General features: G+C 61.9%; 13 protein-coding genes and 1 pseudogene. 8 read left to right on the top strand and 6 right to left on the bottom strand.

All coding sequences use genetic code 11. From position 1 onward, the window contains the following. Window position 1: 1 nt before the first annotated feature. The gene (locus BG842_RS30350; RefSeq protein WP_007976037.1) at window positions 2-178 is read left to right on the top strand and encodes a hypothetical protein; all 177 of its coding nucleotides are present in this window, start codon (window positions 2-4) and stop codon (window positions 176-178) included. Here the strand turns inward: BG842_RS30350 and BG842_RS24250 are convergent. Then, complete coding sequence (locus BG842_RS24250) at window positions 175-537, bottom strand: cupin domain-containing protein (protein ID WP_069452817.1); 363 nt, start codon at window positions 535-537, stop codon at window positions 175-177. The two genes, BG842_RS30350 and BG842_RS24250, sit on opposite strands and share 4 nt — an antisense overlap. Before the next feature lie 24 nt (window positions 538-561). After that, window positions 562-1772 (bottom strand): annotated as a pseudogene (locus BG842_RS24245) (RNA-guided endonuclease InsQ/TnpB family protein). Window positions 1773-1862: 90 nt separating this feature from the next. Between BG842_RS24245 and BG842_RS24240 the strand changes: the two are divergent. The 3 genes from BG842_RS24240 (at window position 1863) to BG842_RS24230 (ending at window position 4686) form a co-directional block, all read left to right on the top strand. After that, a complete protein-coding gene (locus tag BG842_RS24240) occupies window positions 1863-3029 on the top strand; it encodes a CBS domain-containing protein (RefSeq protein WP_069452816.1) in 1167 nt (388 codons plus the stop codon). Between the two features lie 132 nt (window positions 3030-3161). Continuing rightward, complete coding sequence (locus BG842_RS24235) at window positions 3162-3842, top strand: SOS response-associated peptidase (protein WP_069452815.1); 681 nt, start codon at window positions 3162-3164, stop codon at window positions 3840-3842. A 76-nt stretch (window positions 3843-3918) separates the two neighbouring features. Next, the gene (locus tag BG842_RS24230; protein ID WP_069452814.1) at window positions 3919-4686 is read left to right on the top strand and encodes a hypothetical protein; all 768 of its coding nucleotides are present in this window, start codon (window positions 3919-3921) and stop codon (window positions 4684-4686) included. Here BG842_RS24230 and BG842_RS24225 read toward each other — a convergent pair. Further along, entirely contained in the window at window positions 4683-5168 is a 486-nt protein-coding gene (locus BG842_RS24225) for a hypothetical protein (protein WP_069452813.1), read from the bottom strand. The two genes, BG842_RS24230 and BG842_RS24225, sit on opposite strands and share 4 nt — an antisense overlap. A gap of 252 nt (window positions 5169-5420) precedes the next feature. Here BG842_RS24225 and BG842_RS24220 point away from each other — a divergent pair, with 252 nt between their 5' ends. Beyond that, window positions 5421-6269 carry a ribose-phosphate diphosphokinase gene (locus tag BG842_RS24220; protein WP_069452812.1) on the top strand — a complete coding sequence of 283 codons (849 nt, stop codon included), beginning with the start codon at window positions 5421-5423 and terminating at the stop codon, window positions 6267-6269. 83 nt (window positions 6270-6352) lie between these two features. Next, complete coding sequence (locus BG842_RS24215; RefSeq protein WP_069452811.1) at window positions 6353-7123, top strand: HpcH/HpaI aldolase/citrate lyase family protein; 771 nt, start codon at window positions 6353-6355, stop codon at window positions 7121-7123. A gap of 134 nt (window positions 7124-7257) precedes the next feature. Here BG842_RS24215 and BG842_RS32635 read toward each other — a convergent pair whose 3' ends face one another. The 3 genes from BG842_RS32635 to ileS form a co-directional block, all read right to left on the bottom strand. Then, window positions 7258-7389, bottom strand: coding sequence for a hypothetical protein (locus BG842_RS32635; RefSeq protein WP_256388572.1), 132 nt, complete (start codon window positions 7387-7389; stop codon window positions 7258-7260). Window positions 7390-7602: 213 nt separating this feature from the next. Next, window positions 7603-9369 (bottom strand): hypothetical protein, encoded by a 1767-nt coding sequence (locus BG842_RS24210; RefSeq protein ID WP_254663455.1) that lies wholly within the window; start codon window positions 9367-9369, stop codon window positions 7603-7605. A gap of 392 nt (window positions 9370-9761) precedes the next feature. After that, the gene (gene ileS / locus BG842_RS24205; protein ID WP_069452810.1) at window positions 9762-12959 is read right to left on the bottom strand and encodes an isoleucine--tRNA ligase; all 3198 of its coding nucleotides are present in this window, start codon (window positions 12957-12959) and stop codon (window positions 9762-9764) included. Window positions 12960-13118: 159 nt separating this feature from the next. On the opposite strand from ileS, the gene BG842_RS24200 reads away from it, so the two are divergent. Together BG842_RS24200 and BG842_RS24195 are read left to right on the top strand one after the other, a co-directional pair. Then, window positions 13119-13526 carry a hypothetical protein gene (locus BG842_RS24200; RefSeq protein WP_069452832.1) on the top strand — a complete coding sequence of 136 codons (408 nt, stop codon included), beginning with the start codon at window positions 13119-13121 and terminating at the stop codon, window positions 13524-13526. A 194-nt stretch (window positions 13527-13720) separates the two neighbouring features. Further along, a complete protein-coding gene (locus tag BG842_RS24195) occupies window positions 13721-14506 on the top strand; it encodes a hypothetical protein (RefSeq protein WP_069452809.1) in 786 nt (261 codons plus the stop codon). The last annotated feature ends 4 nt before the right edge of the window (window positions 14507-14510 follow it).

Here is a 14510-nt window from a genome sequence, read left to right as displayed (position 1 = left end):
AATGAAAGGCACGCAAGAAGAAGACCTTCCACGGCGCTTCGACGACAACGTTATCCTCGAAATCGAGGACGGGTCCGACCGAGACCGACCGCTCGTTCGAATCACCGATACCCGCGAAGACGCGGCGTGGGTTTCCTCGTCCATCGACTCCGTTGTCTCGCTCTCCGAGTGTCGTTAGACGAGCTGAATCTCGTCGTCTCCGTTCGGCACCGCACAGATGAACGCTCCCGGTTCGTCGCTCTCGTTTCGATACCAGTGAACCGTTCCCGCCGGAATCAACAGTGAATCGCCAGCGCTGACTTCGTACTCCTCGTCGCCGATGCCGACGACGTACTCGCCTTCGAGCACGAACTGCTCGTGTTCGACTTCGTTCGTGTGTTCGGGCACCGTCGCGCCGCGGTCGAGCGTGAATCGACGGATGGCGAAGTTCGGCGCGTCCTGTTCTTCGCCGATGAGAACCCCTTTCGCCATGCCGTCGGCCGCTCCGACGGCCTCGTATTCGATGTCGTCCGCGTTTCGTACGATTGGTTCGGACATACGTCCCCATTCGAAGGCGACGTGCTAAGGTTTTCCCACCGCTTCGAGTTCTTCGTTCGGGACGAACTCCCCGTCCGGCGTCACCCGCCCGGAACCGAGCGCGCAGTATTTCGCACCGACCCCCGCGACGATAGCGGTCCGCGCCGGATACAGCGGAACCCGACGTTCTTTGCCGCGTTGTAATCGTCGTTGGCCTCGCTGCCGCATTTCAGACATTCGAACCGGTTGTTCTCCACGTCCCGATTCTGCGGATGCGTGAACCCACACGACGTACAGCGCTGGCTCGTGTACTCGGGGTTCACCTGTACCACCGTGATATCCCGCTCGGCCGCCCGATACGCGACGAACGCGAACAATCGCTTGAACGCTTGCCCGTGGAACGGGGTCGCTTCCGTGAGCATCTCCTGTACGCCTTCGAGTTCGCCGAACGCGATGACGGAACAGCCGTGTCGCTCCGCTTCCGAGACGATTCCACCGGCGACTTCGTGGAGGATATTGCGGGTGAAATTCTCGATTCGTTCCCCGGCTTGCCGCAGCGTTCGTCGTGCGCTCCGGGTGTTCGTCTCGCGGAGGTCCTTGCGGAGGTCGGCGAACTCGGCGTGTCGGTGGGTGAGTTCCGCGCCGGAGAAAAAGCGGGCCGTGCTCGTCACGGCGAGGTTTTGGACGCCGAGCGAGACGCCGAGGACGGTGGCGTCTTCGGTCGGAAGGTCCACGTCCGGGCGCGGGCGTCGAAATCCGAGATGGAAGTGAAACTCGCCGTCACGGTAGTGCAGCGTGCTCTTCGCTGGCTCCCAGCGGTCGTCGTCCAGATACCGCGATTGGTAGCCGTGGTCGGGAAACACGAGACGACAGCGAACCCGGTCGCCGGTCGTCGTCAGGCTGATGTTCCGATGGTCGAACAGCGTTAGCGTGCGACTGTCGTAGACCACGGTCGGACTGGTGAACTCCGGTTTTGCCGCATCGTCGTCCCGTTCGAGGGCACGCTTTATCGCTTCGGCGGCGCGGTGCGTGGCGAGAACGGCGTGCTGGCTCCCGAGGCTGGTACGCTCGCGCAATTTCTCGTACGCCAGCTTTTGCACCTCGTTTCGGGTGTGACAGACCCCCCACGCGGCGTTGACCGCGATTTGGCACCCGCGTTTCCACTCGCGTACCATGGACAGCAGCCGCTCGTGGTCCTCGGCCTCCACCGCCAGGCGCGTCACCGCCGTCCGTCTGAAATATTCGGGACCGCTCACGCTATTTTCTCCCCAGAGCGCCCCCTTGAATACTTCGGGACGCCGCTCACCGCGACGGGGTTTAAGGCGACTCCGATGCTACAGCTAACCATGCGAAGCTTCAAAATCGGGAGCGTGCTCGGCATCCCGATAAAACTCGACCTCACTTTCCTGTTCATTCTGCCCGTGTTTGCGTGGCTCATCGGAACGCAGGTCGAACAATGGGTCCAGATAATGAACGACCTCTGGGGTCTCGGGTTAGACGCCGGTCCCCTCTCGTCGGGGATGATGCCGCTCTATCTCGGTGCCGCCGCTGCCATCGGATTGTTCGTCGGTGTCGTCCTCCACGAACTCGGTCACTCCGTCGTTTCGATGCACTTCGGCTTCCCCATCGACTCCATCACGCTGTGGATATTCGGCGGTATCGCTCGCCTCACCGACCAGCCGGAGGAGTGGTCCGAGGAACTCCTCATCGCCGTCGCGGGTCCCGTCGTCAGTATCGTCCTCGGCATTCTCTCGTTCGCCGTGCTCTTCGTCGTCCCGACGAACCTGCAGGCCGTTCGGTTCGTCTTCGGCTACCTCGCCCTGATGAACCTCGTCCTCGCCGCGTTCAACCTCCTCCCCGGCTTCCCGATGGACGGGGGGCGCGTCCTCCGAGCGCTCCTCGCCCGGACGCGCCCGTTCGCGCAAGCCACCCAGACCGCCGCCGAGGTCGGTAAAGTGTTCGCCATCCTCCTGGGGCTGTTCGGCCTCCTCGGCGGCAACTTGTTGCTCATCGGTATCGCCTTCTTCATCTACATCGGCGCGAGCAGCGAGGCCCAACAGTCGGTCCTCTCGGCGACCTTCCGAAACGTCCGCGTCCGGGACGTGATGACCGGTGCCGAGGACTTACACACCGTCTCGTCGGACATGTCCATCGCCGACCTCCTCGAAACCATGTTCCGACAGCGCCACACCGGCTATCCCGTAATCGACGACGGCGAACTCGTCGGCATGATAACGCTGGACGACGCCCGGAGCGTCAGGCAGGTTGAACGCGACGCCTACACCGTCCGGGAAGTGATGTCCACCGACGTCAAGACGATTCCCGCCGACGGCGACGCGATGGACGCGCTCGAAACGATTCAACAACACAACATCGGCCGTCTCCCGGTCATCGATGCCGACGGGAACGTCACGGGCATCATCTCCCGCACCGACCTGATGACGGCGTTCAACATCATCAACAGCAGCGGGCGCACGGAAGACGAACTCGCCCCGCACGAACAGCCGTCGTAAACAGGTCGCGATCCGCTGGTACCTCCGATTTTCCCAGTCGGTACCACCGACTTCCCAGTCGATACCTCCGATTTCGACCCGTCGAACCCGTTCGCCCTCGCGTTTATTCCCCTTCGTCGCGGAGTATCGAGTATGTGTGGCCGCCTCTCGCTCTTCGCACCGCAGGACGAACTCACCGACCGGTTCGACGCCGAACCGGTCCGTCCGCTTCGTCCGCGGTACAACGTCGCGCCCGGTCAGGAACATCCGGTCGTTCGCAACGACGCGCCCGAGGAGATTCGCTTCCCGACGTGGGGACTCGTCCCCCACTGGGCCGACGAGTTCGGCGGTGGGCACATCAACGCCCGCGCCGAGACGCTGGCCGACAAGCCGAGCTTTCGGGACGCCTACCGCGACCGCCGGTGTCTCGTCCTCGCGGACGGCTTCTACGACTGGAAGAAGACCCCGACGGGCAAACAGCCCTACCGGATGACCAGAACGGATGGCGAGCCGTTCGCCATGGCTGGCCTGTGGGAGCCGTGGCAAAACGGGGAGCGGAAAATCTCGTTCACCGTGGTCACCACCGAACCCAACGACGTCGTCGGCGAGATTCACCACCGGATGCCCGTCATCCTCGACCCCGACGAGGAGACGACGTGGCTCACGGGCGACGCGGACGAACGACGGGCCGTGCTCGACCCGTTCCCCGCGAGCGAAATGCGAGCCTATCCGGTTTCGACGAAAGTGAACAGCCCGGAAAACGATTCCCCCGAAATCGTCGCGGAAGTCGCCGCCGAAGAGGATACACAGACGGGACTCGGCGACTTCTCGTGAACGACGGCGGTTTTCGACCGGACTTCGGTAGACGGGAATCCGAACGTTTTCCCCGAGTTGCGTCCTTCACTCGTGCATGACCACCATCGACGAGAAGCGAGTCTACAGCGACCGGGAGGGAACGACGACGGTCTTCGTCGCCACCGAACTGGGCGTCGCTCGCGTCGAAGTCTCCGGTGACATCATCGGCGAGTTCTCGCTGGCCCACCGCTGTGCCGCCCGCGACATCGCCGCGACCGACGGACCCCTCGCCGTTGCGACCGACGAGGACGTGCTCAACGCGGCGTTTTCGCCGCTCGAATTCGGCCCCGCCGTCGCCGTCGGATTCGATGGCGACGACCTCCTCGCGGCGGGGGAGGACGGACGACTCGCGCGTTACGACGGTGAGTGGCACGAATTGGCGACGCTCGATGCCGTGCGAGCCATCGACGGCAATCTGGTCGCCACCGCCGAGGGCGTCTACCGCGTTTCGTCTGAAGGTGTGCAGCACGCCGGGTTGACCGACGTTCGGGACGTCTCCGCGGCGGGTGTCCCGCTCGCCGCGACCGCCGACGGTCTCTATCGACTCGGCAACGGCTGGATGGACGTCTTGGCGGGCGATTTCCGCGTCGTGAGCGCGACGGACGGGGATGCGTACGCCGCAACCCCCGACCAAGTGGTTTCCCGAGCGGGCGACGAGTGGACGGACGTTTCGCTTCCGGTCGATGACCCTATCGCGGACATCGCGTTCGGCGACGGCGTGTACGCCGCGACCGAATCCGGGACCGTTCTGGCGACCGTCGGAGACGGCTGGCGGAGTCGCCATCTCGGATTGACGGGCGTGACTGGGCTTTCCGTCCGCTAGTCCACGTCGAGTTCGTACAGCCCCCGATACCGCCGTCGAACGAGGCCGAGACGGGTGAGTTCGTGGAGCCTATTTTTCACCCATTCTTGCGTCACGTCGAGTTCTTGCGCGAGGTATGCGGGTATCGCTCTGCCTTCGGCGAGCAGATTCAAAATTCCCCGCTCGGTCGGCCTGAACTGGTCGTCGTCGAACGGGACGTCGAAGAGAACCGTCTCCGTATTTCGATACTTTTCGTGGTCCGTTTCTTCCCCCACCTGTAGCTCGTAGAGACCACGGTACGGCTTCCCGACGATATCGACATCGCGGAACCCGTCGAGAACCGACCGCGCCGTGTCCGCTCCGATAGCCAGTTCGCTACCGACGTACGCTGGCGTGCACCGACCTTCCGCGAGAAGATTCAGGACCCCCTTTTCCGCGGGGGTCAACTCGTTTTCGTCTACCGGAAGCGATGTCTCGATGCTCAACCGGGTTACCGAAACCATTGTGTGACACTACTATTTTATTGTATAAATAAAATAGTATATTAGAATATAGTGTATTCGGGTGTATATTTAGAATCGTGAACCGTTCTCGACGACTCCCGACCGACGCTTCCGTTTCCTTCCCGCCGCGCCCCAATCATCGGCGAGCGACGTTCGAAATAGGCGTGGTTGACGGGCGACTGTGAGGGCTTGACTGGGCACACGTGCCGACGAGTGAAAACCGGTTTAACCCGGCATATCCAGTGTCCGCGTATGATACTCAGTGGGTCCGCCTCGCAATCTCTGGCGGCCACTCTCGCCGACGAATCGAACGAACCACTCGGGTTCGTGGAGTACGAATCGTTCCCGGACGGCGAACTGCTCGCAACCGCTCCCGAATTCGAGGGTGGTCGTGCCGTCGTCGTCGCCTCGACCGTCTCTAGCGACGCCCACCTCGAACTGCTCCAACTGCAGGACGCCGCCCGCGAGTGGGGTGCCGAAGAAGTCGTCACCGTCCTCCCCTACATGGGCTACGCACGGCAGGACAGGGCGTTCGACCGCGGCCACCCCATCTCCGCCCGAGCGGTCGCTCGCGCCATCAGCACCGGAACCGACCGCGTGCTCACGGTCAACCCGCACGAGGAGGCCATCTGTGACTTCTTCGACGTTCCCGCCGAATCCATCGACGCCGCGGGTCGTCTCGCGGAACCCCTCCCGGACGACTTGACCGACCCCGTTTTCCTCTCCCCGGACGACGGCGCGCTCGACATCGCCGAGACGGTCCGTGACACGTACGGCGACGGCGTTATCGACTACTTCGAGAAGAAACGCATCTCCGGCTCCGAGGTCGAAATCACACCCAGCGATACCGACGTCACCGGCCGCGATGTGATCGTCACAGACGACATCATCGCCACCGGTTCGACCATGAGCGAGGCCGTTTCCCTCCTCCAGGAGCGCGACGTGGGCCGCGTCTTCGTCACCTGCGTCCACCCGATGCTCGCGCGGAACGCACGAACGAAACTCGCACAGGCGGGCGTCGAAGCGGTGTTCGGCACCGACACTATCGAGCGGGCGGTCAGTCAGGTGTCCGTCGGGCCGACGGTTGCCGACGCGTTGTAAATCCGCTCGCTCCGAACACACTCTCTAATTACGTCCTCCAATCACGTCCTCCCTTTTATTATGTGTCCGCCGAAGGGACGCGTATGTCAATCGCGAACCGTTCGATGCGAAAACTCGACTGCGGCGATGCGGTCGCCGGTGCGTGGCTTCTGTCGGGGAGCACGCGAGCGGCGGAGGTACTCTCCCGAACGTCGGTCGATTGGGTCGCTATCGACACCGAACACGCACCCCACTCGCCCGAACGCGTGGAAGCGCTCGTTCGAGCGGTCGAACCACACGCCACGCCCCTCGTGCGGCTTCCGTCCGTCGAAACGGCCGTTTCGGGCGGCGCGAAACACGCCCTCGACTCCGGCGCGAAAGGCGTCATCGTCCCCGGCGTGGAGACGCCCGAAGACGCGGACTCAGTCGTCCGAGCGACCCACTTCCCACCGGTCGGGGAGCGCGGCGTCGCTGGCACTACGCGGGCCAACACGTACGGCGAGGAGTTCGACGACTACGTGACCACGGCGAACGAGGAAACGCTCCTCACCGTCCAAATCGAATCGCCGTCGGCCGTCGAGCGAGTCGAGGAGATACTCGCAGTCGATGGCATCGACGTCGCGTTCATCGGCGAGAACGACTTGTCCGCGGCGTACGGCCATCCGGGCGAGAAGGACCATCCCGACGTGACGACGGCAGTCGAGCGAGTGTTCGAGGCGGCGAAAGCCAACGACGTGTATCCGGGAATCGCGGGACGGACACCGGAAATCAAATCCGAGCGAACCGAGCGCGGCTTTCGGTTCTTCCTCCTCGGTGCCGATTTGAGTTTCATGCGCACCGGCGTCGAGGATTTCCTGAACGATTCGTCGGCGTAACTACGTTCGACCTTTTTGGCACCTCTATCTTTCCGGTTACCTTCGACTTCCGCGGTCGGTTTCCCCGCTTTCGCCGACGGTAATCGCGGTCCAGCTTTCGCCACCGACGGAGCCGACGCGCCGCGACGATGTGACTACAGTAACTCCGTAATCTCTTCCGCCGACAGTTCGTCGCTCCAGTACAGTTCGCCGTCGATTTCGAACGGTGACCGCTCCATTGCGAAATATTCTTCCAATCGGTCCGGAGTGAACTCGAATGTTCCCACTTTGCCGGCCAAAAGATGATACCGGGATGCATTTTCTGCCGCGGTCTCCAAAATCGTACCTCGATGGGTGTCTCTCGTCGGATATATATCCACTTCGATTTTAAATATCTCCGAATCGATACCTTTGACCCGGATAACGGGAGTTACAATACTCTCACTTTGACACAGTGTTTTACTGCTGTCCCCGAGAGCTATATATATATATATATATATTTATTCTGTCAGTTTCACCCGATTTAGTACCGTTAGTGCGGTCTGGAGCTGAAACCCGATGCTCAGCAACTGAACGAGTGACCGATCGATGTCCGTCGCGGTCGTGTTGCTGACCTTGGAGAGGGTGGCGATACCCGCCGTCGAGCCACGCTCGATGAGTGCAGTTCCCTGTCTGTAAGAATTGCACGCGTTGAGCAGAAACGTCGTCGCGTTTACCTCGGAGAGACCCCTCACATCGAGATAGCCGTCCTCACACTGTATTCCGTCATCCGAAATATGGCCGATGTAGTGGAAAAAGTCGGACTGCTCGGTGAGGTGTTTTTCCAGCTCGGCTTTCGTCGTTCGGTGATGAACGGAGATGTCGAACCGTGGCAGTTCGCGGAGGTCGTAGTAGCGAACGACATCGCTTTCGTCCCGCATCGCGGTGTCGTTGCAGACGATAGTGACATCGATAGTTGGGGTAGATGCGTTCTCAGCCGTCTTATTTCGGGTCGCTTCCGCGTACAGCCCATCGTACGTCAACTTGCTCCACCGAAGCGGGTACCCCGGACCGACCCATGCACGCTCTATCGTGTCCGGTTCGCCCTTCAACTCGAATATCTCCGGTCGCGTCTTCGATTCGATGTCCGTACTGATGGGTGAATCCGTGACTCCGCCCCGATAAAATTCGTGCATTAGCTCCGGCGATTTCTCCGTCGCTTCGGATGGCAACCGTGCCGTCCGAACGAATGCGAGCTTGTTGGCCAAAAACGGGAGATACTCGACGTTGTGCTCGGACGGCACCATATCGACGGCGAGATGCCACGGCGAAATCGCGGGTTCGAGCGTCTCGAACGGCACACCGAGATACGCCGGGAGGCGCTCTGCTACCGGTGCGTCGAAGAGCGCATCCAAATCGATATCGAGTCGCGGTTCGACCACCTCCCGCTCGTGGAGCTGAACCGAATAGAACCCGTTCGTCCGCGTGAGACAATCGAGAAAGAACACCTGCCGAAGGACGCGTTCGACCGTCGCCTCGTAGCCATCGTCACCGTCCAACTCGTACTCGAAGCCATCGGCAACGAGGCGCGGCTGTTTTCCGGGAACGACCGACGAATTGAGATAGTAGGCGAGCGAGGTCGCCGGATAGAGATACTCCCGCTCCGGCGGAAGCACGAGCGTCGTCTCCGTCGCCGATGACGGTATCGAGGACGACACGTGGAACTCCTCGCCGCGTTCGATGAGCGGCGGATGTCCGCGGAGCGTCGGATACGACCGTTCCGGACTCGTGGTTTTCAACGCCGACCCGAACACCGACATCGCTCGCATGATGTCGTCGGCATCGTCGGTCACCGTGATGGTTCCTGGTGGCTTCTGCAACTGTGAGCGAGCGCCGATAACGATACGACGCTCACGCTCGAACGAGAACGTCGCCTCCGAATGGTTTCGCTCGAACGATACCGGCCCGGAAACTGAAAAGTACACTTTCATCGGCGCGTTGCTGATCTCGACTACGTAGTCGTCGCTCGGCAACCTCGCTTCGTCGCTATTTTCGCCGCTCTCGAAACGGAGCCGTCCGTCGAAATCCCGAACGAAGATGCCGCGACTCAACGGTATTTCGATGGCCGATGTCCGAATTTCGACCGCCGTTTCGACGGGGAAGTCGAGGTCGTCGACCGCCACGTCCGCCGGTGACACCCGCGTCGGCGTACGGACCGGGAATCGTGTCTTTTCGACCGGATCCGTGATTTCGATTCCCTTCGAATCCGAAAACGCTTCCAGTATCATGATTGTGAGAACCGTGTTCCGTTCTATAGCTCCGTCTGACGAACGTTGCTACTCACTTCTCGGTAATAGCTTTGGTCACTTCTCACCGTGAAATATCTCGAGCGAGAGGTGCATCGAACCGAGGAGCCGTCTGTGCGAATCCGACCGTTCCGCCCCCTCGTCGCTCGAATTTCGAGGCGGTTCGTGCCTCGCACCGTTCGCGGTTCGGTGTTCTACGCTTCCGCCAACGGCGAGATTGCAATCCAGCTTTTACTGCACTCGCTCACCGTCGTTCGCTCGCTGGTAAAAGCTGGACCAAAAGCGCATCGTACTCCCGGATGGTCGCACTTGCGCCCGCTCGCTGGGTTCACGGCTCCGTTCCGTCGCCGTTCACACCGCTCGCGGTCAGCGGCTTAGACTTCCGCTTCCGCCAACGGCGAGATGGCGATTTCCATCTCCACGCCTTCCACGTCCCACGTCTTGCGGTAGCCGTCCTCGACCTCGCCGACGCTCTCCGCGCGGACCTCCTCTTTCACGAGGTCCATGTGGCGCTCGACCAACTCGGCGACGCGCTCGTCACGCACGTCGAGTTCGAGGTCGATGGTCTCCTCGATGTCGAGGTCCTCTTCCTTTCGCATCTCTTGTACGCGGCGGATGACTTCGCGGGCGTAGCCCTCGCTCTCGATGTCCTCGGTGAGGGCGGTATCGACGTAGACGACGCCGAGGTCCGTCCCTTCGACGTCGAACGTCGCGCCGGACACGTCGTCGGGCGTCTTCGTGACGAACTCGACCATCTCGTCGTCGAGTTCCACGTCCTCGCCGAGCGCATCCGAAACCGCGTCTTCGAGCGCGGACAGGTCCTGTTCCGTGACGCGCGCCTCGTTGAGCGCGTTCATGACCTGCCCCGCGTCGCCGCCGAATGCGGGACCGAGGACGCTCATGTCCGCCTCGGCGCTGTAGGCGAGTTCGCCCCAGCCCTCGTCGGGCGAGACCAACTCGACCTCCCGGGCGTTCAGGCGGTCGGCCAGCAGGTTTCCGTGGTGTTCGACGGCGTGGACAACCGAATCGTCGCGCGCGTCCACGACGATTCGTGAGACGGGCCAGCGGAGCTTTCGCTCGGCCTGCTGGCGGGCGTTCGCACCCGCTTCCTCGACGGCGCGGAGGACGGCCACGTCCTCCTCCAACTGCTCGTCCTGCCAGAACTCGTCGGCTTCGGGCCAGTCGAGCATGTGGACACTCTCCTCGCCCTCGTCGCCCGTGAGGTTCTGGTAGATGTCCTCGCTCACGAACGGCGCGAACGGCGCGAGCAGGGCGACCAGTTCCTTCAGGACGTGGTAAAACGTCGCGTAGGCGGCCTGCTTGCTCGCGCTGTCGGCCTCGTCCCACATGCGCTCGCGGACGACTTGGATGTAGAACCGGGAGACGTCCTCGACCACGAAGTCGAGCAGCGTGCGGAGCGCCTTGTCCTGACGGAAGTCGTCCCAGTCCTCGGTCATCTCGGCCGTCACGGTCTGCAACCGCGACAGCAACCACTCGTCAACGAGTTCTGTCTCGGCATCCTGCACGTCCACCTCATCCGGGTCGAATCCATCGAGGCGCATGTACGGCAGCGGGAACCGGAACACGTTCCAGAGGATGTTCAGGCTCCGTTGCATGTTCTGCATCTCGTCCCACGAGAAGCGCATGTCCTCACCCTGCGGGTTCTGCGAGAGCAGGAACAGGCGCATCGGGTCCGCGCCGTGGCGCTCGATGGCCTCTTCGGGCGAGACGATGTTCCCGATGGATTTCGACATCTTGCGGCCATCCTCGGCGAGCGCCCAGCCGTGCATCAGCACTTCGTCGTACGGCACTTCGTCCAGTGCGGCAGTGCCCATACCGAGTTGCGACCAGAACCACCCGCGCGTCTGGTCGTGGGCCTCCATGATGAGGTCGGCGGGCCACAGTTCCTCGAAGTCGTCCGGGTTGCTCGGGTAGTCGAGCGTGCCCCACGACGCCACGGAGGAATCGAGCCACACGTCGAACACGTCCGGAACGCGGGTGTACGTCGTCCCGTCCTTCGTGATGGTCAGGTCGTCCACCGTCGGGCGGTGCAGGTCCACGTCTTCGGGGTCAACGTCCTGATCGACCGCCTCGGCGAGTTCCTCGCGCGTGCCGACGACGACCACGTCGTCCATGCTCCCATCCCAATTTTCGGGTGTCCAGATGGGTATCGGAACTCCCCAGTAGCGCTGACGCGAGACGTTCCAGTCCGGCGAGTTCTCCACGAAGTTGCGGAAGCGCTCGTCGCGGGCCTCCTGCGGATGCCACTCGCTGTCGTCGATGTTGTCGAGCAGTTCCTCCTTGATGTCCGTCACCGTGATGAACCACTGGTCGGTGACTATTTGGAGGATGCCGGTGTCACACCGCCAACAGTGGCCGTAGCTGTGGTGGACGGTGCCGGACGCGAGCAGGTGGCCGCTCGCTTCGAGGTCGGCCATGATATCCTCGTCCGCGTCCTTGACGAACTGCCCCTCGTACTTGCCCGCTTCCGGGCCGTACGTGCCGTCGCCGCCGACGGGGCAGAAGATGTCGAGACCGAGTTCTCGACCCCGGTTGAAGTCCTCCTCACCGTGTCCGGGCGCGGAGTGGACGAGTCCGGTACCGTCTCCCTCGACGTCCACGTAGTCGGCCTCGTAGACCTGTAGCGTCCCGTCGCCGCTCGGGTGGTTCGGCACCTCGTCGTCGAGCGGGTGTTCGTACTCCCAGCCGAGCATCTCCTCGCCGGTCAGTTCCGCGACGACCTCGTAGTCGTCGTAGCGACCTTCCTTCAGGACTTCCTCGACTTTCGGCGCGCCGACGTACAGCGTCTCTGTCTCGCCGTCTTTGGTCGCTCGAACTTCGGCGTAGGTCCCGTCAGCGTCCACTGCGATGAACGTGTTCGCCGGGACGGTCCACGGCGTCGTCGTCCACGCGACGAGGCTCCCCTCTTCGTCCTTTAACGGGAACTTCACGTATATCGACGGGTCGTCCACGTCCTCGTACTCGACTTCGTTGTTGGCGATGGCCGTCTCACAGCGCGGACACTGGCTGATGGAGCGCATGCCCTGCTCCACGAGTCCGCGTTCGTGGGCGCGCTGGAAGCCCCACCACGCCGCCTCCATGTACTCGGGGCTGAGCGTCTTGTACGGGTTGTCCCAGTCCATCCAGACGCCGAAGGACTTGAAGTCCTCGTCCATCGCGTCGAGTTGGTCGTTGGCGAACTCCTTGCACTCCTCGATGAAGTTCTCCATCCCGAACTCCTCGATGTCCTTCTTGTTCTCGAAGCCCAGTCGCTCCTCGACTTTCGTCTCGATGGGCAGGCCGTGCATGTCGTATCCCGGCCGGTCGGTCACGTCGTAGCCCTGCATCCGTTTGTAGCGGATGTAGGTGTCCTTCAGCGACTTGTTCCACGTGGTTCCCATGTGCGCCGCCCCGGAGGTGTACGGCGGCCCGTCCACGAAGAAGAACCGCTCTTCGCCCTCTCGCGCCTGCTTCGTCTTCTCGTAGGCGTTCACGTCGTCCCAGTATTCGAACACCCGGTCTTCCACCGAGTGCGGTTCGTACTGGTCGTCTACTTCGGCGAACCTGCTCATGTGCGATGTGAGTCCTTCCGGCAATAAAGTGGGTTCGGTTGTGCAGTCCGACCTGTACGTCCCGTCCGGCGAGGATTGATCCGCGAACGTCGTTCTTGACTTGACAGCTATCGTGAACGACGGCAGAAAATATTTGTATTCCAATGTGAACCGATGGTCATGCTACTCTTCGAGATAGTCGATCTCATTTTCATCCCCTTTCTGCTGGTGTTCGTCGTTGGAATCGTATCGTTTTCGTACTGGATGCGATGTGATGCAACCGCCCGCGGCAGTTCGTCCCCTTCCTATTGGGCAGTTTTGGGACCGATATTCTGGCCTGCCGCCCTCTACTACCTCCTCGTCGTTCGACGGGCGAACGAGCGACGATATCCGCCGACGCGATGGCAGGGTCTCGCGGGAATCGTCACTATCAGCTACGTCGGCGCGATGGTTCTCGGGTTTGTACTCGGCCCGCCCGACCCGTTCACCCAAGTCCTCTACACATCTGTCTACTTCCTGATTCTGCTTCCCTTCACGTATCTCCTCGTTTACCGACGCCGATACGGACGACTTCCGGAGATTGGATGAATCGGCCGTCTCGTATCTCGAACTTCGGTCGCGCCGTGCGACCGCAGAGTGAGAATCGGTACGGAAGTAATGGAACCTTACCCGCCCCGACCGTTCGCTACTAGCGACTGCGTTTATTCCTGTGCGTGTCGGAACCCGTACTCCCGGAACAACCGTCCTTCCGAGACGGCTTGCCGTCCAACAGGTGAGACACCATGTCAACCGACTTCGACGACCTTTCAAATCAGTTGGGACAGTCCATCGAGGAGTTCGACGAGAACTCCCGAACGAAACTTATGACGCGGATACAGCGGGCGCTGGCGCGACTCGAAGATGCCTTCGAATCGGCCGACACGTTCGAGGAAGTGTCGGAGGAAGCCGACTCCCTCTGGACCCTCCTCGACGAAGCGGCGGACGTGTTCGACGGCTTCGACGCCGACGCGTTCCTGAAGACCGTCGACATCGGGCAGTTGCCGAACGCGGTCGAACTCGAAAACGTCCCGGACGCAGTCGAGAGCGGGAACCCGCGGGACGCGCTCGACACGAAGGGACTCGTGAAGGCCATCAACTTCCGTGAGTTCTGGAGTTCCGAGGAGATGCAGGACCTATGGAAGGAGGGAACGGAATTGTCGGACGCGATTGGTTCCCTTTCAGGCGACGACTCGGACGACTCCGACGAGGGCGATTCGAACCTGGGCGATATGACCGGCGACACGGCCGAAATGGCCTCGAAGGCGACGGAGGGAAAACTCCAGTCCGAACTGGAGGAGAACGCCGAGCAGTTCCGAGAGCAAATCGACGACGCCCGCGACCGATTGAAGGACCAAATTGCCCAAAGCGAGTTGGGGTCCGGTGGCGAGCGGGGAGACGACAGTACCGGCGGCGGGCCGGGAGGTCGCCCGGACATGAAGGTCACGTTCTCGTACTCCACGATGCCGGACGACAGACCCGACATAGCGTTCAATCCTCACTACTCGACGATGCCGAAACGGGACGACTAAGTCA

It is taken from the genome of Haladaptatus sp. W1, assembly GCF_001723155.1.
GTDB lineage: Archaea > Halobacteriota > Halobacteria > Halobacteriales > Haladaptataceae > Haladaptatus > Haladaptatus paucihalophilus.
The sequence above is the reverse complement of the archived record's forward strand: the minus strand, read 5'-3'. Positions and strand labels throughout refer to the sequence as shown.